This is a genomic window from Streptomyces sp. SID8374, from assembly GCF_009865135.1.
In the GTDB taxonomy this organism is placed as follows: Bacteria; Actinomycetota; Actinomycetes; order Streptomycetales; family Streptomycetaceae; genus Streptomyces.
In genome coordinates this window covers 1,310,248-1,332,217 of record NZ_WWGH01000001.1, presented here as the reverse complement: position 1 = coordinate 1,332,217, position 21,970 = coordinate 1,310,248, and the positions used below count along the sequence as shown (strand labels likewise).

The window sequence follows — 21,970 nt, the reverse complement described above, 5'->3', positions numbered from 1 at the left end:
CGCGGGTGATCCGCGACGACGCCGAGGCGCTGCGCACCGCCGCCGAACTCGCCGAGGAGTTCCGCCCGGGCGCCTCCGGCCGGGACGCCCGGCGCGAGCTGCCCCGCGCCGAACTCGACCGGCTCACCGCCACCGGCCTCCTCGCCATCACCGTCCCGGCCGGGCACGGCGGGGCCGATGTCTCCGCCGCCACCCTCGCGGAGGTCTTCCGGCTGCTCGCCTCCGCCGACGCGAGCCTCGCGCAGATCCCGCAGAGCCACTTCGCGTACGTCAACGTCCTGCGCCAGCAGGGGAGTCCGGAGCAGCAGGCGTTCTTCTTCGCCGAGGTGCTGGCCGGCCGCCGCTTCGGCAACGCCCAGTCCGAGGCCGGGACCAAGCACCTCCAGGACATCCGGACGCGGCTGGTGGCCGCCGACGACGGCTCGTACCTCCTGACCGGTGTGAAGAACTACTCCACAGGCGCCCTCTTCGCCGACTGGATCCCCGTCCTGGCCCGCGCCGAGGACGACCTGCTCCACGTCGCGTACGTCCCGGCCGACGCCCCCGGCCTCACGGTGACCGACGACTGGGACGGCATGGGGCAGCGTACGACCGCGAGCGGCACGGTCGAACTGGCGGATGTCGCGGTCCCCGCCGCCCACGTCGTCCCGCACCACCTCACCTTCACCGGACCCCAACTCCACGGCGCAATAGCCCAGTTGCTGCATACGGCCATCGATGCGGGGATCGCGGCGGGCGCGTTGGCGGAGGCGGCGGAATTCGTACGGACGCGGAGCCGGCCCTGGTTCGAGAGCGGGTACGACAGCGCCGCCGAGGATCCTCTCCTCATCCAGCGCTTCGGTGAACTCGCCGTCCGCCACCGCGCCGCCGATGCCCTGCTCGCCGCCGCCGCGCGGGCCGTGGACGAGGCACGGGCCGACCTGGACGACGACAGCGCGGCCGAGGCCTCGATCGCGGTCGCGGCGGCGAAGGCGTACGCCGGGAGCGCGGCGCTGGAGATCGCGGACGCGCTCTTCGAGGTCTCCGGGACGCGCGCCGCCCTCGACAGCCTCAATCTGCACCGCCACTGGCGCGACGCCCGCACGCACACCCTGCACGACCCGGCGCGCTGGAAGATCCAGCACATCGGGCGGTACGTCCTCAACGGCACCCGCCCGCCCCGCCACGGCCTGCTCTGAACCACCATCCCCCTGCGGCTTCCTTCGGAGAAACGATGTCCCTCACCTTCCACTGGTTCCTGCCCACCAACGGCGACAGCCGCCATGTCGTCGGCGGCGGCCACGGCACCCCGGTCACGGCGGCGGGCGGCGACCGGCCGCCGACGGTCCGCTACCTCGCCCAGATCGCCCGCGCCGCCGAGGACGTCGGCTTCACCGGAGTGCTCACGCCGACGGGCGCCTGGTGCGAGGACGCCTGGCTGACCACCGCGATGGTCAGCCAGCACACCGAGCGGCTGAAGTTCCTCGTCGCCTTCCGCCCCGGCTTCGTCTCGCCGACGCTGGCCGCCCAGATGGCCTCCACCTACCAGCGGCAGACGGGCGGGCGGCTGCTGCTCAACGTCGTCACCGGCGGCGAGAGCCACGAGCAGCGCGCGTACGGGGACTTCCTCGACAAGGACGCCCGGTACGCCCGCACCGGCGAATTCCTGGAGATCGTCCGGCAGTTGTGGGACGGCAAGACCGTCGACCTGGAGGGCGAACACCTGCACGTGGAGCAGGCGCGGCTCACCCAGCTCCCCGACCCCGTCCCCGAGGTCTACTTCGGCGGCTCCTCCCCGGCCGCCGGACGCGTCGCCGCCCGCCACTCGGACGTCTACCTCACCTGGGGCGAACCCCCGGCCCAGGTCGCGGAGAAGATCGCCTGGATCCGGGGGCTCGCCGCCGAGGAGGGCCGTACCGTACGGTTCGGCATCCGACTGCACGTGATCACCCGGGACACCTCGCAGGCGGCGTGGGCCGAGGCGGACCGGCTGCTCGCGGGCTTCGACCCGGAGACTGTCCGGTCGGTCCAGGAGGGGCTGCGGCGCAGCGAGTCCGAGGGGCAGCGGCGGATGCTGGAGCTGCACGGCGGCGGCCGGGACGGCCTGGAGATCCACCCCAACCTGTGGGCGGGCATCGGCCTCGTCCGGGGCGGCGCGGGCACCGCCCTGGTCGGCAGCCACGAGGAGGTGGCCGAGCGCATCAGGGAGTACCACGCGCTGGGCATCGACGAGTTCGTGCTCTCCGGCTACCCGCACCTGGAGGAGGCGTACTGGTTCGGCGAGGGCGTCCTGCCCCGGCTGGCCGAGGCGGGCCTGTGGACCCACCCGGCGGGCCCGGCCCGGGCAGGCGGCACGACGGAGATCCCGTTCGCGGGCGGGGCGCGGTAAGGGCTGGTCGGCTGTACGGGGGTGGGGCGCGGCCGGCTGCGGGCCGGGCCCCGGGGCGCGGTGACGGCCGGGGGCGGGCCTGAGCGGGGTCGGCCGGGTGCGGTGACGGGTGGGCGGCTGTACGGGGGTGGGCGCGGTCAGCCGTGGGGCCGGGCCCCGGGGCGCGGTGACGGCCGGGCGGCCGTACGGGGGCGGCGCGCGTCAGCCGTCGGTGCGGCGGGCCACCAACCGCCGTACCTCCTCCGCCAGTTCCGCCGCCGAGGTGGTCAGCACCATGTGGTCCGCCTCCGGCAGCACCACATGGCGGCCGTGCGGCGACTGCCGGGCCCGGTACGCGTGCGAGACCGTGGCCCGCTCCCGTACGGCCTTCGGCATGCCCGCCGATGTCCGGCCCGCCGACACCACCGTCACCGGCAGCCCCGCCGGCCCCGGCGGGTTCTCCAGGAGCGCCCGCAGGTCGCCCGCCGCGTCCTCCAGCTCCCGGCCCCGGGTGCGGGTCATGGCGACGGTGTACCCCTCGGCCCGCATGTCGGCGGCGGCGTCGGGCGGGAGGGCGGCGGTGAGGGAGCGGTAGGCGCGGCCCAGCAGCCCCAGCCGGGCCATCAGCACCGTCGCCAGCTGCCCGACCCGCTCGGCCCGTCGCATCGAGGGCCGGAACAGCAGGTCGCACGCCTCGTCGGAGGGGTCCACGAGCACCAGCCCCGCCACCCGCGCGGGCCGAGCGGCGGCGGCCAGCCGCACCAGGGGGCCGCCCCAGCTGTGGCCGACCAAAACATAGGGGCCCTCGGGGCCCAGGTGGTCCAGCAGATCGCCCAGGTCGTCGGCGAGGGCGGGCAGCCGTCGCGAGACCCCGGCCGGAGCGGCGGGGCTGCGGCCGAGACCGCTGCGGTCGTACACCACGGTCGGCGCGACATCGGCGAGCGCGGCCTGCACGGGGGCCCAGTACGAGCGTCCGGCGGCGAGCCCGCCCTCGAAGACCACCGTGGGCACGGCCCCCGCTCCGGCCGGGCCCGCCAGCCGCTGGTAGTACAGCTCCCGCCCGTCGCGGGTGCGCGCGATTCCCGGCTCGCCCTGGCTGTGGGCGGGTGCGGTGGCTCCACCGCGCCCCGTGCCGTGCTCCGTCGGACCCATTCCCGCGCCTCCCGCACACACTCGGTCGTGGGCGCACAGCCGGGCGCCAAGTAAGGCAAGGTTAACCTAAGTTGAACCGGTTCGAGGTCCGTACCTCCCCCGCAAGGCGTAACACGGCGAAAACCTGAACTCCCTTCTCCGACGGAACAATCCAGCTACCCATCACCACCGGATGTCCGTCACCGAGGAGCGCCATGCCCGACCGACCCCCGACCGCCACCCCGGACGAGCCGACCGTGTCCGAGGCCACCCCCAGTGCGGTGGACCGCTTCTTCGCCATCACCGCCCGGGGCTCCACCTTCGCGCGCGAGATACGCGGCGGGTTCGCCACCTTCTTCACGATGGCCTACATCCTGGTGCTCAACCCGATCATCCTCGGCTCGGCCGAGGACAAGTTCGGCGCCCAGCTCTCCGGCCCCCAACTGGTCACCGCCACCGCCCTGGTGGCCGCCGTGATGACCGTCATCATGGGCGTCGGCGGCAACCTCCCGCTCGCGCTCGCCGCCGGACTCGGCCTCAACGCCGTGGTCGCGTACCAGATCGCCCCGCTGATGAGCTGGCCCGACGCCATGGGCCTGATCGTCCTCGAAGGGCTGCTGATCTGCGCCCTGGTCGTCACCGGCCTCCGCGAGGCGGTCATGCACGCCATCCCGCCCGCCCTCAAGCAGGCGATCAGCGTCGGCATCGGCCTGTTCATCGCGTTCATCGGCTTCGTCGACGCCGGATTCGCCACCCGCATCCCCGGCGAGACCGGCTCCGTCCCCGTCCAGCTCGGCGCCACCGGCCACCTGGCCGGCTGGCCCGTCCTCGTCTTCTGCCTCGGGGTGCTGCTCACCCTCGCCCTGCTGGCGCGCAAGGTCCGGGGCGCGCTGCTCATCAGCATCGTCACCATGACCGCCCTCGCGATCGTCATCAACGAGATCGCGGACATCGCCCCGGAGGCCTGGGGGCTGACCGTCCCGGCCGTGCCCGCCGACATCGTCGCCGCCCCCGACTTCGGGCTGCTCGGCGCCTTCAGCCTCTTCGGCGCGTTCCAGCAGGTCGGGGTCCTCACCATCGTCCTGCTCGTCTTCACCCTGATCCTCAGCGACTTCTTCGACACGATGGGCACCGTCGTCGGCGTCTCCAGCGAGGCGGGGCTGCTGGACGAGGACGGCAAGGTGCCGAACCTCGGCCGGGTACTGCTCATCGACGGCGCCGCCGCCGTCGCCGGAGGGGCGGCCTCCGCCTCCTCCAGCACCTCCTACATCGAGTCCGCCGCCGGGGTCGGCGAGGGCGCCAGGACCGGGTTCGCCTCCCTGGTCACGGGCGGCCTCTTCGCCGTCGCCCTCTTCCTCACCCCGCTCGCCACGGTCGTCCCCGCCCAGGCCGCCGCGCCCGCGCTGGTCGCGGTGGGCTTCCTGCTGATGGCGCAGGTGCGGCACATCGACTGGGAGAGGTACGAGATCGCCATCCCGGCATTCCTGACGATCGTGGTGATGCCGTTCACGTACTCGATCACCAACGGCATCGGCGCCGGCTTCCTCGCGTACGTCGTCATCCAGACCGCCCTGGGCCGGGCCCGGCAGATCCACTGGCTGCTCTGGGGCTCCTCGGCGCTGTTCGCGCTCTACTTCGCGATCGACCCGATCGAGCAGCTGCTCGGCGTGAGGTAGCGACGCCGGACGGGAGGGGGCCGGGACCGAGGGGGCGGGGCCGATTCGTACGATCATCGGCGCCCGCCCCCCGTGGTCCCGTCCCCCCCCCGCGGCTCACCGCTCCAGCGCCGCCTTCATCATCTTCTGCGCGATCGGCGCTGCCAGGCCGTTGCCGCTGACCTCGGAGCGCGCCGAGCCGGAGTCCTCGACGATCACGGCGACGGCGACCTCCTTGCCGCTGCTGTCGTCCTTGGCGTACGAGGTGAACCAGGCGTACGGGGTATTGCTGTTGTCCACGCCGTTCTGCGCGGTCCCTGTCTTTCCGCCGACCTCGGCCCCGGCGATCCTCGCGTTGGTGCCGGTGCCCTCCTCGACGACGGTCACCATCGCGCTGCGCAGCTGCTCGGCGGTGGACTCCTTCACGACCCGCTCCGTCTTCCCGTCCTCGGTCTCCTCCAGCGTGGAGCCGTCCCCGTCGGTCACCGACGAGACCATGTGCGGGGCGGCGAGCTCACCGCCGTTGGCGAGGGCCGCGGTGACCATCGCCATCTGGAGCGGGGTCGCGGTGACCTCGAACTGGCCGATGCCCGTCAGCGCGGTCTGCGCCTTGTCCATGCCGGTCGGGTAGACGCTCTCGGCGGCCCGCACGGGGACGTCCAGCTTCTTGGTGTCGAAGCCGAACGCGTCGGCCATCTCCTTCACCTTGTCCTGGCCGAGGTCGGCGGCCACCTTGGCGAAGACGTTGTTGCAGGAGTAACGCAGCGCGGTGCGCAGGGTCGCGTTCTCGCAGGGGGCGGAGGCGTTCTCGTTGCGCAGGACCGTACGGGTGCCGGGGAGGGTGTACGGGTCGGGGCTGTCGGTCGCCTCGTCGACGGAGCCGTAGAGACCGTTCTCCAGCGCCGCCGCCGCGACCACCAGCTTGAACGTGGAACCCGGCGCCAGCGGCTGCCGCAGCGCCCGGTTGACCAGCGGTTTCTCCTTGTCGTCCAGCAGCTTCTTCCAGGCGTCGCCGTTGTCCGTACCGCTGATGTCGGAGGGGTCGTACGAGGGCGTGGAGACCATGCCCAGGATGCGGCCGCTCTTCGGGTCGATGGCCACGGCCGCGCCCTTGTCGTCGCCGAGCGCCTCGTACGCCGCCTTCTGGACGCCCGGGTCGATCGTGGTGAGGACGTTGCCCGGGGCGGCCTGCTTGCCGGTGATCAGGTCGGCCGGGTTCTTCAGGCGGTTGTCCGTGCCGTCCAGGACACCGCTGTAGATGCCTTCGAGCTGGGTCGCCCCGTACGCCTGCGAGCTGTAGCCCGTCACGGCCGCGTAGAGCTCGCCCTGCGTGTAGGTCCTCTTGTACCGGAGGTCGCCGCCACTGGTCCCCTTCGATCCGGTGACCGGCGAACCGGCCACGATGATGTCCCCGAGCGGCTGCGCGTACTGCGCGATGGTGTTCCGCCGGTTGTGCTCGTCGTCTGCGAGCGCCTTGGCCTGGTAGCCCTGCACCCAGGTCGCCCGCACCAGCAGGGCGAGCACCATGAGCAGGCAGAAGACCGAAGCGCGCCTGATTGTCTTGTTCATCCCGCTGGAGGGACGAGCGGGGGCGTTCCGCCCGTTCCCGGTTGTGCCGCTTCTCACCGATTTCTCACGCGGCCCACAAGGCTGTGACGCCTGGGCCGGGGGCCGGGCGGACTTACAGCCTCCGCGTGGCCAGCGTGAGCCGGTCGCGGGCGTCCAGCAGGGCGTCCTTAACCGTCTGTTCGTGGCCGGGGGTGAGGCGGGCTACCGGGACCGAGCAGCTGATCGCGTCGCGGGCGGGCGTGCGGTAGGGGATGGCCACGCCGAAGCAGCGCAGGCCGAGGGTGTTCTCCTCGCGGTCCACCGCGTAGCCCTGCTCGCGGACCAGGTGCAGCTCCTCGATGAGCTTCTCGCGGTCGGTGATGGTGTGTTCGGTCAGCGCGGGGAGCGTCTCGGGGAGCAGCTTGCGGACCTGCTCGTCGCTGTGGGTGGCCAGCAGGGCCTTGCCGAGCGAGGTGGAGTGGGCGGGCAGCCGGCGGCCGACACGGGTGAAGGGGCGCAGATAGTGCTGGGACTGGCGGGTGGCGAGGTAGACCACGTTCGTGCCGTCGAGGCGGGCCAGGTGGATGGTCTCCGTGGTGTCGTCGGAGAGCCGGTCCAGGGTGGGGCGGGCGGCGGCCACGACCTCGTCGCCGTCGATGTAGGAGGTGCCCACCAGCAGGGCCCGCACCCCGATCCCGTACCGCGTGCCCGTCGCGTCCGTCTCCACCCAGCCGAGCTCCACCAGGGTGCGCAGCAGCATGTAGAGGCTGGACTTCGGGTAGCCCACGGCCTCCTGGACGGCGGCGAGCGAGTGCATGCCGGGGCGGCCCGCGAAGTATTCGAGCAGCTCCACCGTCCGTACCGCGGACTTGACCTGTGCCCCACCGGACTCGGCGACCGACATCGCCCCACGCTCCTTCTTCGGCTGCTTCGGCCTTGGGCTCCGGGCCCGGAAAGCTCGCCACCATGGATTGCCAACACGGAAGGCCCGGAAATAGAGTCCGAGCACATTCACGATCGGGAACTCTGTTCAGAATACCGAACGCTTCTGGGTGGTGTTCCAGGACTGAGGGGAATCACGGTGAGCGCAGCACCAGTCTGGAGTGTCGACCCCCGAAGCGGGAACCCGCGCGAACAGGTCGCCGTGGAAGCTACCGCCGAGGAGGTCGACCGTGCGGTCCGGGCGGCCCACGCCGTACGCGACGCCCTGGCCGACCGCACGGCACGCGCCGCGTTCCTGCGTACGGCGGCGGAGCTGCTGGAGGGATCCGGCGCGCACATCATCGAGGCCGCCGACGCGGAGACCGCCCTCGGCCCGTCCCGGCTCACCGGGGAACTCGCCCGCACAGCAGCCCAGTTGAGGGCCTTCGCGGAGGTCGTCGACGAGGGCGCCTACCTCGACATCCGCATCGACCACGAGGACGGCTCCCGCACCCCGCCCTGGCCCGACCTGCGCCGCTGGAAGATCCCGCTCGGGGTCGTCGCCGTCTACGCGGCGAGCAACTTCCCGCTCGCCTTCTCCGTCCCCGGCGGCGACACCGCCAGCGCCCTCGCTGCGGGCTGCCCGGTCGTCATCAAGGCGCACCCCGGCCACCCGGCCACCTCCGAGCTCTGCGCCTCGGTGCTCCGCCGCGCCGCCGCCCGCACCGGGCTGCCCGAGGACGTGGTGACCCTGGTCCACGGCTTCGACGCGGGTGTGGAACTGGTCCGCCACCCGCTGGTCGGCGCGGCGGGCTTCACCGGTTCCGTACGCGGCGGCCGCGCCCTGTTCGACGCGGCGGCCGCCCGCCCCACCCCCATCCCCTTCCACGGCGAACTCGGCTCGCTCAACCCGGTCGTGGTCACCGAGGCGGCCGCCGCCGGGCGTTCCCCGGAGATCGGCACGGGGCTCGGCGCCTCCATGACCCTGGGCGTCGGCCAGTTCTGCACCAAGCCCGGCTTCGTCCTCGTCCCGGACGGCGACGCGGGCGACCGGCTGGTCGAGGCCCTCACCGAGACGGTCAGTTCCGCAGGCTCCGGCGTGATGCTGGACCACCGGATGCGGGACGCCTTCCTCGCCGGTGTACGCGAACGGGCCGCACTCCCCGACGTCGAAACCCCCGTCACCCCCGGTGCGGCCGGCGAACACACCGTCTCGGCCGGATTCCTGACCGTCCCGGCCGCCCACCTCACCGCCGAGGGCCCGCACGACGCGCTCCTGGAGGAGTGCTTCGGCCCGGTCACCGTGATCGCGCGCTACGGATCCGAGGACGAGGCCGCCGCCGTACTCGCCCGGCTCCCCGGCAACCTCACCGCCACCCTCCAGACCGCGACGGAGGGCGACGACCCGGCGGCGGCCGGGCTCCTCACCGCCCTCACCCCGCTCGCCGGGCGCATCCTGGTCAACGGCTGGCCGACCGGCGTCGCCGTCGCCCCCGCCCAGCACCACGGCGGCCCCTACCCCGCCACCACCTCCCCCTCAACCTCGGTCGGCGCGACGGCCATCGAACGCTGGCTGCGCCCGGTGACGTACCAGAGCACCCCCGACCCCCTCCTCCCACCGGAACTCCGCGAGGCCAACCCCCTGTCCCTGCCCCGCCGCGTGGACGGCCGCCCCGCATGACCCCGCACGGGGGACGGTCGCCGAGCACGCCCCTTCCACCTGGACCCACGCCGAACATGACCCCGCACCTGGACGGATGCCCCGCATGACCCGCACCTGGACCCGGACTCCGACCGTGACCCCGCACCTGGACGGACTCCGGCCATGACCCTCCACCTGGACGGACTCCCCTTCGCCCTGGAACCCTCGGGCCCCGACGGCCGCTGGACCCACGCCGACTCCGTCCTGACCGGCCGCGCGGGCCCCGGCCAGGACCTCTTCGTGCCGCCGTCCGGCACCTCCCTCGACCCGGCCTCCGACGCGCCACGCCTGCTCGGGGCGGTGGGGGACGGCGACTTCCGGCTCCTCGCCCGCGTCCGCCCCGGGCTGGCCGCGGCGGGTGACGCCGGGGCGCTGTATCTCCATGTCGGGGACCGGGACTGGGCCAAGCTCTGCCTGGAGCACTCCTCCGGCCTGGCGACCGTGTGCAGCGTCGTGACCCGGGGCCACTCCGACGACGCCAACGCGTTCGTGGTGGAGGCGGGCGTCTGCTGGCTCCGCCTCAGCCGCATCGGCAACGCCTACGCCTTCCACGCCTCCGCCGACGGCGAGACCTGGACCTTCGTCCGCGTCTTCACCCTGGGCACGGCCGAGCAGCGCGCCGCCGCCCGGGCAGGCTTCCTGGTGCAGTCTCCGACCGGCGAGGGCTGCGGGGCGGTCTTCGACCGGATCGCGTTCCTGGCCGGGGGAGTGGAGGACCTGCGCGACGGGCGGTGACGGACAACTCGGAGAGAGAACGTCGGAGAGAGAACGGGGGGCCGGCCTGTGTCGGCGACGCTGAAATTCGACCAGCGGGCGATAGCCGTGGTGGAGCTGCTGGGAACGACGACGGAGTGCGACGACTTCGAGCAGGCGCTGCGGGAGAGAAGGTGGCCGATCCTCCAGAAGGAGGGCGGGCCCTCCACGGCGCTGACCGCACGCACGACCCGCTATCTGCTGGAGTGCCGCTTCCCCGGCAGCCGGGTCAACGCCCGGCGCGGAGCACGGGAGCGCATCGAGGTGGTGGGGGACGAGTTGCAGCTCGATCTCAACGTGGAGGTCACCGACCTCGTGGTCAGGGACCCCGAGGACCGGCCGGTCTGGTTCGCCTACGAGCGCCCGGCGGCCGATGATCCTCCGGTGAGCCCTCCGACGCGTCGGGCGCGGTGGCAGAGGCGGGTCCGGCGGTGGTGCGCGGAGCGGCTCGCGCCCTACCGGACGGGGCGTCATATCTCCGCCCTGTCCCGCTCGCGCGCCGAGGAGCTCGCCACGCGTACGCTGCCGGGCTCGGTCATCCCCTCGCCGCGCGTGACGGTGCGCCGGCCCATGGCGACTCCGGACCCGGACCCCGGGGCCGTGATCGGGAGGCGGCGGGGAGAGGCCCGCGACATCGTCAAGCTCTGCCACGCGGCGGCGGCCCTCATGATCACCTCGTCGCTGATCGCCCGCCTCTGGCCGCAGGGCCTTGCGGCCTGGTGGGTGCTGGGCGTGATGGCGGTGACGGCCCTGGGGCTGGCCGCCCACTGGCTGACCCGGATCCTGCCCGGCAAGCCCGGGGCCGCCCTGGGAGCGACCCTGGCGCTCGGCGTGGTCATGGCCGCCGTCGGGACCAAGATCGAATCCTCCGGGGGGCCCGGTGCGCCCCCGGGAGCCCTGGGCCTGGTGCTCGTCGCCTCCGGCTATGTGGTCTTCACAGGGATCCGCCTGCTGGTACGCCAGTGGAGCTGGCGCGTCGTCGCCCCCTGGCTGCTTCCCGCGGTGCTGCCGCTCGCCCTGGGGTTCTTCCCCTCCCTGGGCCTGGGGCTCCACGCGCTCTATCTGGACGCTTTCGGCCTGAACCTCGAGGACGTGGAGATTCCGAGGCTCTGGCAGCTCATCGCCACGGTCAGGCTGGGGCTCGCGGTCAACCTCTGGCTGATCGCCCTGGCCGGGCTCGGCTATATGCAGCATCTCCACTGGTGCGTACGCGACCGATGGGTCGGCTACACCCTCCTCGGCTTCTTCGCGGTGGTGTTGCTGCTGAACGGCGCCTGGAACTTCGGGCTCCAGACAGCCGCCCGTGCCGGGGCCGGTGCGGTGCAGGCGGCGGCATCGGGAAAGGCCGTGGACGCGTACTTCGGCATCGCCCCGCAGTGGGTGTGCGTGCGGCCCATCGGCCCCGCCGATGACATCCATGTCGACGGAGGGGAGTTCCACCCCTCCCGCCCGTATCTGAAGATCGGTGACGCGTCCGGGACCGCGGTGCTCTGGGACCCCGCCGATAAGGGCGCGCTCAAGATGCCCATGGACAAGCTCCGCATCATCCCGGTGGACGAGCCTTCGAAGAGCTGCGCCCTCTCTTCGTGAATCGCTCCGGCAAGGACGGGCGGCCCCGGGAATCACCAGGTCAGCTCCGGTGTTCGACCGAGAGGTCCGTCCTGCGCGGCGGCCTCCGTACCCCGTCCGCGACCCCTGGAGAGAAGAAGAGTCATGCGCGTCGAGATCTGGTCCGATATCGCTTGTCCCTGGTGCTACATCGGCAAGGCCCGCTTCGAGAAGGGGCTCGCCGAGTTCGCCCACCGGGACCAGGTCGAGGTCGTGCACCGCTCCTTCGAACTCGACCCCGGGCGGGCCAAGGGCCAGACCGAGCAGGTCATCGACATGCTGGCCGCCAAGTACGGGCGGACCCGTGAGGAGGCCGCCGGCATGGAGGCCAACGTCGCGGCCAACGCGCAGGCCGAGGGGCTCGGTTACCGCACCGAGGGGCGGGACCACGGCAACACCTTCGACATCCACCGGCTGCTGCACCTGGCCAAGGCCCGCGGCCGCCAGGACGAGCTGCTGACCCTCGCCTACCGGGCCAACTTCGCCGAGGAGCGGTCCGTCTTCGACGACGAGGTGCTGCTCGCCCTCGCCGTGGAGGCCGGACTCGACGCCGACGAGGCGCGTGCGGTGCTCGCCGACCCCGAGGCGTACGCCGAGGAGGTCCGGGCCGATGAGCGCGAGGCGTCCGAGCTGGGTGCCGACGCGGTGCCGTTCTTCGTCCTCGACCGGCGGTACGGGATCTCCGGCGGCCAGCCATCGGAGGTCTTCGTCCAGGCGCTGGAGCAGGCGTGGAAGGACCGCCCGGCCACCGCGCTGACCACCGTCGGCGGTGACGCGGCGGCCTGTGACACGGATGGCGCGTGCGAGGTTCCGAAGGGCTGAGCCCCGCCCTGGCTATAAGGGTTTCTTGGGTGCGCCCTGCGGATTTCGGCAATTGACTATGAGTCGCGGGGGCTCCAGGCTGGGCGCATGACGATCTCTCCGCTCAGCCAGGTGGCCGCCGCCGAGTTCGCGCCCGAGGTCACGTACCTCAACACCTCCAGCTGGGGACTGCTGCCCCGCCGCACCATCGCCGCCGTCAAGGCCCTTGCCGACGAGAACGCCGCAGGCCGCCGGATCGGCGCGGGCAGCTTCGACGCGGTGGAGGCGGCCCGGGCCGGCTTCGCCCGGCTCGCCGGGGTCCGGCCGGAGCGGGTCGCCACCGGCAGCTCGGTCACCGTCCATGTCGGGCTGATCGCCGCCTCGCTCCCGGCGGGCGCCGAAGTCCTCGCGCCCGAGGGGGAGTTCGCCTCCGTCGTCAGCCCGTTCGCGCTCCGGGGCGATCTGCGCATGCGGTACGTCCCGCTCGCGGACCTCGCCGATGCCGTACGGCCCGCCACCGCGCTCGTCGCCTTCTCCTCGGTCCAGTCGGCCGACGGCCGGGTCGCCGACCTCGCCGCCGTCCGCGCGGCGGCCGCCGCCCACGGCGCCCGGACGCTGCTGGACGCCACCCAGTCGGCGGGCTGGTTCCCGCTGGACGCCGGGGCGTACGACTACACCGTCACAGGCGGCTTCAAGTACCTGCTCTGCCCCCGGGGTACGTCGTTCCTCACCGTGACCGAGGAGGCGCAGGCCACCCTGCCCAACCTCTTCGCCGGGTGGGTCGCCGCCGGTGCGCCCTGGACGAGCAACTACGGCCCGCTGGAGCGCGTCGCGCCCGGTGCGCGCGGGTTCGACGAGCCGCCCGCCTTCCTCTCGTACCACGGGGCGGAGCACTCCCTCGCGCTGCTCGCGGAGATCGGCACCGACGCGCTGTACGCGCACGCCACCTCGCTCGCCGCCCGGCTGCGCTCAGGGCTGGTGGAGCTGGGCCACAAGGTGGTGCCGGGGGAGTCGGCGATCGTCTCCGTGCCGGGGCTGGACGGCCGCCACGACGAGCTCACCCGGGCCGGGATCGCGGTCTCGGCCCCGGCCGGGAACCTGCGGATCTCCTGCCACCTCTACAACACGGAGGCGGATGTCGACCGGGTGCTGGACGTGCTGGGCTGATGGGCTCCCGGCCGGCTCGGCGGCCTCTCAGCCCCGTTCCGGGCACCCCTCCGTCTCCTGGCAGAGGTTCGCCTCCACCTTCGCCAGCAGCCGCGTCAGCTCCGTACGCTCATCGCTCGCCAGCCCCGCGAGCGTGTGCTCCTCCAGGCTGCCCCACGCGTCCCGCACCGCCGTGTGCAGCGCGCAGCTCTCGTCCGTCGCCTCGACCAGCACGGCCCGCCGGTCGTCCGGGTCGGGGCGGCGGCGCACATGGCCGGTCTGTTCGAGGCGCTGGAGCATCTTGGTGACCGTGGACGGGTCCAGGTCCAGGGTCTTGATCAGCTCGGCCTGGCGGACCGGCCCCGAGTCCCACAGGTGCATCATCAGCAGCTCCTGGCCCGGGTAGAGCCCCAGCCCCTTCAGCAGCTTCCCTGCCGCGATCCGGTGCAGCCGGGCGACCCGGGAGACGGCATGGCTCACGGGGCCGCTGAGCGCTGCTCCGGGCAGCGCGTCGGTACAGGCGGCTTCCGCGGTGCCGGCGGGGGCGGTGTTCATGTCGGGGCTCCTCGGTGCTGCTCAGGTGGGGCTTCGATGATGCCCGGCAGTCCTTTCCCCCACTTTACCTTGGTCGGCCAATTAATGAGCTACAGTGGCGGTCGGTGTCAATGATTGGCCGACCACATACTCCGTCGATCGGTCGACCACATACTTTTTGGGAGCCCTTATGACCACCGCCTTCGACCCGATCGACCTGTCCGGCACCCCGCTGGCCAACCGCATCGTGATGGCCCCGATGACCCGGAGCCGGGCGGGCGAGGGCGGTACGGCCACCGAGCTCACGGCCGCCTACTACGCCCAGCGCGCCTCGGCGGGGCTCGTCATCACCGAGGGCATCCAGCCCTCCGTCGTCGGCCAGGGCTACCCCTTCACGCCGGGGCTGCACAGTGCCGAGCAGGTCGCCTCCTGGCGCAAGGTCACCGACGCGGTCCACGCCGAGGGCGGCCGCATCTTCGCCCAGATCATGCACGCGGGCCGCATCGGCCACCCGGTCCTGCTCCCCGACGGCCTCATCCCGGTCGCCCCCTCCCCGGTCAAGGCCGAGGGGCAGGTCTACACCGCCGAGGGCCCCAAGGACTTCGTGGTGCCGCACGAGCTGACCGACGCCGAGATCCGGCAGACCATCGCCGACTTCGTCTCCGCCTCCCGCAACGCCATCGAGGCCGGGTTCGACGGTGTGGAGCTGCACGGCGCCAACGGCTACCTCATCCACCAGTTCCTCGCGCCCAACACCAACCTGCGCACCGACGAGTGGGGCGGCTCGGAGACCGGCCGCATCCGGTTCGCCGTGGAGGTCGTCAAGGCGGTCGCCGCCGAGATCGGTGCCGCGCGCACCGGGCTGCGCATCTCGCCCTCGAACGTCTACAACGACATCGACGAGCCCGCCCCGGACGCCGTCTACACCGCGCTGGTCCAGGAGATCGAACCCCTCGGCCTCGCCTACCTGCACATCCTGGAGGGCGCCCCGATCCGCGAGCTGACCCTCGCCCTGCGCAAGGCGTTCAGCGGCACCGTCCTCATCAACGTGCACTCCGACGGGCCGACCGGGCCGGACGACCACACCGTGATCGACGACGGGATCGCCGACCTGATCTCGTACGGCGTGCTCTTCCTCGCCAACCCGGACCTCCCCGCCCGGCTCAAGGCCGGGGGCCCCTTCAACACCCCCGACCCGTCGTCCTTCTTCGGCGGCGACGCCAAGGGGTACACCGACTACCCGGCGCTGGACGCCGTCAAGTAGCGGGGCAGACGGGCCGGTTCACGCCGAGTCCCGGCGTACCAGCTCGGTGGGGAGGATGACCGCGGCCGGGTCCTCCCCGCCGATCTGCGCCAGCAGCACCCGTACCATCTCGGCGCTGATCCGGTCCCACGGCTGCCGGATCGTCGTCAGGGCCGGGCGGGAGGCGACGGCTGCGGGGGAGTCGTCGAACCCGCCCACCGCGACGTCCTCGGGCACCCGCCGCCCCGCCCGCTCCAGCGCCGCCAGCACCCCCTGTGCCATCAGGTCCGACGCGACGAACACCGCGTCCAGGTCCGGCGCCCGCTCCAGCAGCGCGGCGGCGGCCGCCTCACCGCCCGCCCGGCTGTAGTCGCCCGGGGCGATCAGCGCCTCGTCGGCGGGCAGCCCGCACTCCGCCAGCGTCTCCCGGTACCCGGCCAGGCGCTCCACCCCGCCAGGGGTGTCCAGCGGACCGCTGACCGTGGCGATCCGGCGCCGCCCGGACTCGTACAAGAAGCGCACCATGTCCCGCGCGCCGTCCCGGTCGTCCGCCGCCACATAACTCACCTTCGAGCCCTGCCCGATCGGCTTGCCGCAGGCCACCAGCGGGATCCCCGCCTCGTGCAGCTGGGCGGCGACCGGGTCGCCGGAGTGGCTGGAGACCAGCAGCACCCCGTCCACATGGCCGGCGATGTAGCGCATGTTGCGGCGCCGCTCGGCCTCCGTGCCCGCGATCATCAGCAGCAGCGGGATGTCGTGCGCGGCCAGGGCCGACGTGCAGCCCCGCAGCAGAACGTTGAAGTTCGGGTCCTCGAAGAACCGCTCCTGCGGCTCGGTCAGCAGGAACGCCACCGAGTCGGAGCGGCCGGTGATCAGGGACCGGGCGTGCCGGTTCACCGTGTAACCGGTCCTGCGGATCGCGGAGTTGACCGCTTCGAGCGCGGCGGGGCTGACGTTGTGGCCGCCGTTGAGGACCCGGGAGACCGTGCCCCGGGAGACCCCCGCCTCCCGTGCCACGTCATGGATGGTCGGCGGCCGGCGGCGGCCCGCGCCGGTCTGTTCAGTGCGGCTCATGGTGCATGATCTTTCATCATTCGGGGCCCTGACGTTGAGGAGCGGTCAGGACTTTACGGCTCCGGAGAGCAGATCGAGGCTCCAGAAGCGCTGGATGACCAGGAACAGGGCGATCAGCGGAACGATGGCGAGCAGGGCGCCCGTGATCACCAGGGTGTAGAGGGCGGGCGTGGTCGCGCCCTGCTGGAGCAGCGTGTAGAGGCCGAGCGTGACGGGGAACTTCTCGTCGTCGCCGAGCATGATGTACGGCAGCAGGAAGTTGTTCCAGATCGCCACGAACTGGAACAGGAAGACCGTCACCAGCCCGGGCAGCATCATCGGCAGCGCGATCGTCCGGAAGATCCGCCACTCCCCGCCGCCGTCCATCCGCCCCGCCTCGACGACATCGCCGGGCACGGCGGCAGCCGCGTAGATCCGGGCGAGGTAGACGCCGTACGGGGAGAGGATCACCGGGAGGAGGACCGAGAGGTACGAGTCCGTGAGGTCCGCCTCGGCCAGCAGCAGGTACTGCGGCACCGCGAGGATCACCGGCGGCATCAGCACCCCGGCCAGCAGGATGTTGAAGACGGACTCGCGGCCCCGGAAGCGGTACATCGCCAGCGCGTACCCGGAGACGGCGGAGACGGCCGTCGAGAGCAGCGCGCCGACGCCCGCGTAGAACGCCGAGTTGGCCATCCACCGCCAGTAGACGCCCTCACGGTACGCGGTCAGGTCGCCCACGTTGTCGGCGAAGCCGGTGCCGGGCAGGAAGGTGAAGGTGGTGAACAGCTCGCTGCCCGACTTGGTGGAGGCGACCAGCACCCAGGCGACGGGCAGCAGGCAGTAGAGCGCGCCGAGGAGCAGCGCGGCGGTCGGCAGCAGCGGGAAGCGGCGGGGGCCGGTGGGGGCGTGGGCCGGACGCGCGGGCGCCCGGGCCGGGGGCGGGGCCGTCGGCAGGACGGGGGCGCTCATGGTCATGCTCCCTGCTTCGTACGGGAGTTGGCCGCCCGGAGGAAGCCGAAGGACAGGGCCAGCGTGGCGGCGGCGATGATGACCGCCTGGGCGGCGGCCGCATGGATGTCGTTGTTGACGAACGCGTCCTGGTAGACCTTCATCAGCGGACTCCACGTGGTGGAGAGGGAGTTGGTCAGCGGCTTCAGGGTGGTCGGCTCGCTGAACACCTGGAGCGTGGCGATGATCGAGAAGAAGAAGGTCAGCACCAGCGAGGGCGCCACCATCGGGATCTTGATCCGGACCGCGATCTGCCAGGGCGAGCAGCCGTCCAGCCGGGCCGCCTCGAAGACCTCGGCCGGGATCGCCCGCAGCGCGGTGTAGATCACGATCATGTTGAAGCCGGTGCCGCCCCAGACGGCGATGTTGGCCAGGGCCAGGTAGAGCGGGCCGCCGTCCAGGAGGTCGGGCTGCGGCAGCCCCGCCAGGTCCAGCAGGTAGTGGAAGGGGCTGACCGTCGGCAGATAGAGGAAGCCCCACATCAGGGCGGCGACCACGCCCGGAACGGCGTACGGCAGGAAGATCGCCAGCCGGGTGAAGCCGCGCAGCCGGACCCGGTCGCTGTCCAGCAGCAGCGCGAAGAGGAGGGCGAGCCCGAGCATCACGGGGACGACGATCGCCCCGTACCCCAGGATGCGCAGCGCCCCGTGGAGCAGCTCGGAATCGGTGAGCGCGTCGGTGTAGTTGGCGAGCCCGGCCCACACCTCCTCCCGCGCGCCCCGGCCGAGCCCCAGCCCCTTGACCTCGGTGCGGCGCAGGCTCAGCAGCAGGGCGTAGCCGATGGGCAGGGCGAAGAAGAGCAGGAAGAGCAGGGCGGCGGGGACCAGGAAGACGTACGGGGCGCTCCTGGCCCCGTACGCCTTCGCGCGGCGCGGACGGGTCACCCGGAGGCGGCGCGGGCGTGTCACCCGGAGACGACGCGGACGGGTCACTCGGAGACGGCGTGGGTGGGTCACTCGGAGACTCCGAAGCCCTGCTTCTTCAGGTCGGTGACCGTGGCGTCCTGCATCGCGGTCAGGGCGCTGCCGAAGTCGCCCTTCCGCTTGGCGGCCGAGGCGAAGTGGTCCTTGAAGGCGGTGTACGCGACGTTGACGTTCGGGCCCCAGGCGGCCGGGGCGGTGCCCGCGGCGATCTTCGCGGCCTCGGTGTAGAAGCCGGGCTGGCCGGCGAAGTAGTCGGGGGCCTGCGCCAGGGCGCCGCCGGTCTGGGCGGCGGTCGCGGCCGGATAGATCCCGCTCTCCCTGACCAGGGCGGCGACCGCCTCCGGGTCGGTGTTCAGCCAGGTGGCGAAGGCGGCGGCGGCCTTCTTGTGCCGCGAGTCGTTGGTGACGGCGGTGGAGGAGCCGCCCCAGCTGCCGGTGACGTTCTGCCCGGCGGTCCACTGGGGGAGGGGCGCCATGGCCCACTTGCCCTTGGTGTCGGGGGCGGCCGTGGTGAGCGTGCCGGGCGCCCAGACCGCGCTGACCCAGGCGATCTGCGTACCGGTGTTGAGCGCCTTGTTCCAGGCGGGGGTGTACATGGGCTGGTTGTCGATCGCGCCCTCCTTCACCAGGGAGCCCCAGAAGTCGGCGACCTTGCGGGTGGCCGGGTCGTCGATGGCGACCTTCCACTTCTCGCCGCCGGTGGTCCACCACTGGGCCCCGGCCTGCTGGGCGAGGCCCGCGAAGAGCCCGGCGTCGTTGGAGGAGAAGGTGGTCAGCGCCTTGTCGGGGGCCTTCTTCTTCAGCGCGCGGGCGGTCTCGGCGAACGCGTCCCAGGTGTCCGGCACGGTCAGGCCGTACTCCGCGAAGAGGTCCTTGCGGTAGTAGAACATCAGCGGGCCCGAGTCCTGCGGCAGCGCGTACAGGGCGTCCGAACCGAGCGTCGCCTGCTGCCAGATCCCCTCCGCGAACTGCCCCTTCGCGCCGCCCGCCTCCTTCGAGATGTCGGCCAGTACGTCGTTGGAGACCAGGGTCGGCAGTGCCTGGTACTCCGCCTGCACCAGGTCGGGGGCCTTGTGCGCCTTGGCCGCCGTGATGATCTTGGTGACCAGGTCGTCGCCGGACGCCTGCTTCTTCACCGTGACCTTGATCCCGGCCTCCTTGCCCTCGCCCTCGTTCCAGAGGTCCGCGACCTTGTCCAGGCCGGGCGCCCAGGCCCAGTAGGTGAGCGAGACGGGGTTCTCGGCCGACGGGCCGTCCGCGCTGTCACCGTCCGGCGAACCGCAGCCGGAGAGCAGGGCGGTGGCGGTGAGCACGGCTGCCGTGGACGCCGCGACGATGCGGTACTTCATGGGTTCTCCCCTGACGAGAGGCGCGGGTGAGGCGCGGGGTGCAGCGCCGGGATGCGCTGTGAGCGTTCACAGTAGAGAAACCGAACCGACACTTGTCAATGGTTGTTGCTCTGCGGTTATGTTGGGCCAGCGCCGCCGAGAGGGGGTGTGCACGTTCCCAGAAGTAGCCCAGAAGTTGACCCAGGAGCCCCCATGCCCCACCCCGCTCCCGCCCTGCCTCCCACGGCCCCGCACGGGCTGCGCCGCCTCGCCTTCGGCGGGGACTACAACCCCGAGCAGTGGCCCGAGGAGGTCTGGCACGAGGACATGGCCCTGATGGCCGAGGCCGGGGTGACCATGGTCAGCGTCGGGATCTTCTCCTGGGCCCTGCTCGAACCCGCCCCCGGCGCCTACGACTTCGGCTGGCTGGACCGGCTCCTGGACCTCCTCCACGAGCACGGCATCCGGGCCGACCTCGGCACCCCCACCGTCGCCCCGCCCGCCTGGTTCTACCGGGCCCACCCCGAGGCGCTGCCGGTCGGCCGGGACGGTGTCCGGTACGCCTTCGGGTCGCGCGGCGCGATCTGCCACAGCTCGGCCGCTTACCGGGAGGCCGCCGCCGCCATCACCGAACAGCTCGCCCGGCGCTACGGCAGCCACCCGGCCCTCGCGCTCTGGCACGTCCACAACGAGTACGGCGTCCCCGTCAGCGCCTGCTACTGCGACAGCTGCGCCGCCCACTTCCGCCGCTGGCTCACCGCCCGCCACGGCACGGTCGAGGCGGTCAACGAGGCCTGGGGCACGGCGTTCTGGGGCCAGCGGTACGGCAGCCTCGACGAGATCGACCCGCCCCGCACCACCCCGACCGTCGGCAACCCCGCCCAGCAGCTGGACTACGCCCGCTTCGCCGACGACACCATGCGGGAGAACTTCCGCGCCGAGCGGGACATCCTGCACCGGCTCGCCCCGGGCATCCCCGTCACCACCAACTTCATGACCGCGCTCAGCCAGTGCGAGTCCGTGGACTACTGGGCCTGGGGCCGCGAGGTCGACCTGGTCAGCAACGACCACTACCTGATCACCGACGGCCGCCGCACCCACGTCAACCTCGCCATGGCCGCCGACCTCACCCGCTCGGTCGCGGGCGGCGCCCCCTGGCTGCTCCTGGAGCACTCCACCTCGGGGGTCAACTGGCAGCCCCGCAACCCCGCCAAGCGCCCCGGCGAGATGGCCCGCAACAGCCTCGCCCACGTGGCCAGGGGATCGGACGGTGCGATGTTCTTCCAGTGGCGGCAGTCCCGGCGCGGCGCCGAGAAGTTCCACTCGGCGATGGTGCCGCACGCCGGGACGGACTCCCGGATCTGGCGCGAGGTCACCCGCCTCGGCGCCGACCTCGGCCTGCTGGACGGGATCCGGGGGACCCGGACCGTCGCGGACGCCGCCATGGTCTGGGACTGGCAGTCCTGGTGGGCGCAGTCCCTGGAGTGGCGCCCCAGCCAGGAGCACGACGCCCGGGAGCGCGCCGACACCTTCTACGAGGCCCTGTACGACCGCCACCTCACCGTCGACTTCGCCCACCCCGAGGCCGACCTCTCCGGCTACCCGCTGGTGGTCGTCCCGGCCCTCTACCTCGCCTCCGAGGAGACCGGGAGCAACCTGCGCCGGTACGTCGAGGGCGGCGGCACCCTCGTCGTCTCGTACTTCTCCGGGATCGTCGACGCCGACGACGCCGTCCACCCCGGCCCGTACCCGGGCGTCCTGCGCGACGTACTCGGCCTGACCGTCGAGGAGTTCGCCCCGCTCCCCGAGGGCGGCACGGTCCGCCTGACCACCCCCGGCGGCCCTGACCTCACCGGCGACCTCTGGTCGGACGTCGTGATCCCGCGCGGGGCCGAGACGATCTGGTCGTACGCCGACGGCATCCCGGCCGGCCGGCCCGCCGTCACCCGGCACCGGCTGGGGGAGGGCAGCGCCTGGTACGTCTCCACCCGGCTCGGCGGCCCCGACCTGGACGCGGTCCTGGAGCGGGCCTGCGCCGACGCCCGCATCGCGCCCCGCACCGGGCTGCCGCACGACGTGGAGGTGGTCCGCCGCACCGGCTCCACCGGCACGTACCTCTTCGCCCTCAACCACACCGAGACCGACGCCAAGGTGGTGCTGGACACCCCCGGCACCGAACTCCTCACCGCCGAACCCGCCACGGGCCACCTCGCCGTACCGGCGGGGGCGGTCCGCGTCGTACGGCTGGACAGCTGACCCCGGAAGC

18 protein-coding genes are annotated in these 21,970 nt (G+C 72.6%); 10 read left to right on the top strand and 8 right to left on the bottom strand.

The features are described 5' to 3' along the window. Positions 1 to 5 precede the first annotated feature (5 nt). Both GTY67_RS05975 and GTY67_RS05970 read left to right on the top strand, forming a co-directional pair. Entirely contained in the window at positions 6 to 1,178 is a 1,173-nt protein-coding gene (locus tag GTY67_RS05975; RefSeq protein ID WP_161279967.1) for an SfnB family sulfur acquisition oxidoreductase, read from the top strand. A 35-nt stretch (positions 1,179 to 1,213) separates the two neighbouring features. Beyond that, complete coding sequence (locus tag GTY67_RS05970; RefSeq protein WP_161278012.1) at positions 1,214 to 2,368, top strand: LLM class flavin-dependent oxidoreductase; 1,155 nt, start codon at positions 1,214 to 1,216, stop codon at positions 2,366 to 2,368. 201 nt (positions 2,369 to 2,569) lie between these two features. On the opposite strand, the gene GTY67_RS05965 is transcribed toward GTY67_RS05970, so the two are convergent. Next, on the bottom strand, positions 2,570 to 3,499 hold the full coding sequence (locus tag GTY67_RS05965; protein WP_093688322.1) for an alpha/beta hydrolase: 930 nt from the start codon (positions 3,497 to 3,499) through the stop codon (positions 2,570 to 2,572). Positions 3,500 to 3,693: 194 nt separating this feature from the next. On the opposite strand from GTY67_RS05965, the gene GTY67_RS05960 reads away from it, so the two are divergent. After that, positions 3,694 to 5,154: an NCS2 family permease gene (locus tag GTY67_RS05960; RefSeq protein ID WP_093688320.1), complete on the top strand. Its 1,461-nt coding sequence runs from the start codon at positions 3,694 to 3,696 to the stop codon at positions 5,152 to 5,154. Between the two features lie 96 nt (positions 5,155 to 5,250). Here the strand turns inward: GTY67_RS05960 and GTY67_RS05955 are convergent, their stop codons facing one another. Both GTY67_RS05955 and GTY67_RS05950 read right to left on the bottom strand, forming a co-directional pair. Then, the gene (locus GTY67_RS05955) at positions 5,251 to 6,702 is read right to left on the bottom strand and encodes a penicillin-binding transpeptidase domain-containing protein (protein ID WP_161278011.1); all 1,452 of its coding nucleotides are present in this window, start codon (positions 6,700 to 6,702) and stop codon (positions 5,251 to 5,253) included. 112 nt (positions 6,703 to 6,814) lie between these two features. Continuing rightward, the gene (locus GTY67_RS05950) at positions 6,815 to 7,585 is read right to left on the bottom strand and encodes an IclR family transcriptional regulator (protein ID WP_161278010.1); all 771 of its coding nucleotides are present in this window, start codon (positions 7,583 to 7,585) and stop codon (positions 6,815 to 6,817) included. 177 nt (positions 7,586 to 7,762) lie between these two features. Here GTY67_RS05950 and GTY67_RS05945 point away from each other — a divergent pair, with 177 nt between their 5' ends. From GTY67_RS05945 to GTY67_RS05925, 5 genes are all read left to right on the top strand, one after another. Continuing rightward, complete coding sequence (locus tag GTY67_RS05945; protein ID WP_161278009.1) at positions 7,763 to 9,283, top strand: aldehyde dehydrogenase (NADP(+)); 1,521 nt, start codon at positions 7,763 to 7,765, stop codon at positions 9,281 to 9,283. A 144-nt stretch (positions 9,284 to 9,427) separates the two neighbouring features. Then, a complete protein-coding gene (locus GTY67_RS05940; protein WP_161278008.1) occupies positions 9,428 to 10,039 on the top strand; it encodes a DUF1349 domain-containing protein in 612 nt (203 codons plus the stop codon). 48 nt (positions 10,040 to 10,087) lie between these two features. Further along, entirely contained in the window at positions 10,088 to 11,647 is a 1,560-nt protein-coding gene (locus GTY67_RS05935; protein ID WP_161278007.1) for a hypothetical protein, read from the top strand. A 123-nt stretch (positions 11,648 to 11,770) separates the two neighbouring features. Then, on the top strand, positions 11,771 to 12,487 hold the full coding sequence (locus tag GTY67_RS05930; protein ID WP_161278006.1) for a DsbA family oxidoreductase: 717 nt from the start codon (positions 11,771 to 11,773) through the stop codon (positions 12,485 to 12,487). An 87-nt stretch (positions 12,488 to 12,574) separates the two neighbouring features. Next, positions 12,575 to 13,633, top strand: coding sequence for an aminotransferase class V-fold PLP-dependent enzyme (locus GTY67_RS05925; RefSeq protein WP_093688306.1), 1,059 nt, complete (start codon positions 12,575 to 12,577; stop codon positions 13,631 to 13,633). Positions 13,634 to 13,660: 27 nt separating this feature from the next. On the opposite strand, the gene GTY67_RS05920 is transcribed toward GTY67_RS05925, so the two are convergent. After that, positions 13,661 to 14,167 (bottom strand): MarR family winged helix-turn-helix transcriptional regulator, encoded by a 507-nt coding sequence (locus tag GTY67_RS05920; RefSeq protein WP_093688304.1) that lies wholly within the window; start codon positions 14,165 to 14,167, stop codon positions 13,661 to 13,663. Positions 14,168 to 14,336: 169 nt separating this feature from the next. Here GTY67_RS05920 and GTY67_RS05915 point away from each other — a divergent pair, with 169 nt between their 5' ends. Then, a complete protein-coding gene (locus tag GTY67_RS05915; RefSeq protein WP_093688302.1) occupies positions 14,337 to 15,410 on the top strand; it encodes an alkene reductase in 1,074 nt (357 codons plus the stop codon). Between the two features lie 18 nt (positions 15,411 to 15,428). Here the strand turns inward: GTY67_RS05915 and GTY67_RS05910 are convergent, their stop codons facing one another. From GTY67_RS05910 to GTY67_RS05895, 4 genes are all read right to left on the bottom strand, one after another. Further along, a complete protein-coding gene (locus tag GTY67_RS05910; protein WP_161278005.1) occupies positions 15,429 to 16,463 on the bottom strand; it encodes a LacI family DNA-binding transcriptional regulator in 1,035 nt (344 codons plus the stop codon). A gap of 45 nt (positions 16,464 to 16,508) precedes the next feature. Then, on the bottom strand, positions 16,509 to 17,414 hold the full coding sequence (locus GTY67_RS05905; protein WP_161278004.1) for a carbohydrate ABC transporter permease: 906 nt from the start codon (positions 17,412 to 17,414) through the stop codon (positions 16,509 to 16,511). A gap of 2 nt (positions 17,415 to 17,416) precedes the next feature. After that, entirely contained in the window at positions 17,417 to 18,337 is a 921-nt protein-coding gene (locus tag GTY67_RS05900; protein WP_161279966.1) for a sugar ABC transporter permease, read from the bottom strand. Between the two features lie 68 nt (positions 18,338 to 18,405). Further along, positions 18,406 to 19,725 carry an extracellular solute-binding protein gene (locus tag GTY67_RS05895; protein ID WP_161278003.1) on the bottom strand — a complete coding sequence of 440 codons (1,320 nt, stop codon included), beginning with the start codon at positions 19,723 to 19,725 and terminating at the stop codon, positions 18,406 to 18,408. 213 nt (positions 19,726 to 19,938) lie between these two features. Between GTY67_RS05895 and GTY67_RS05890 the strand changes: the two genes are divergently transcribed. Beyond that, positions 19,939 to 21,960, top strand: a complete 2,022-nt coding sequence (locus GTY67_RS05890) for a beta-galactosidase (protein WP_161279965.1) — start codon at positions 19,939 to 19,941, stop codon at positions 21,958 to 21,960. Positions 21,961 to 21,970: the final 10 nt, after the last annotated feature.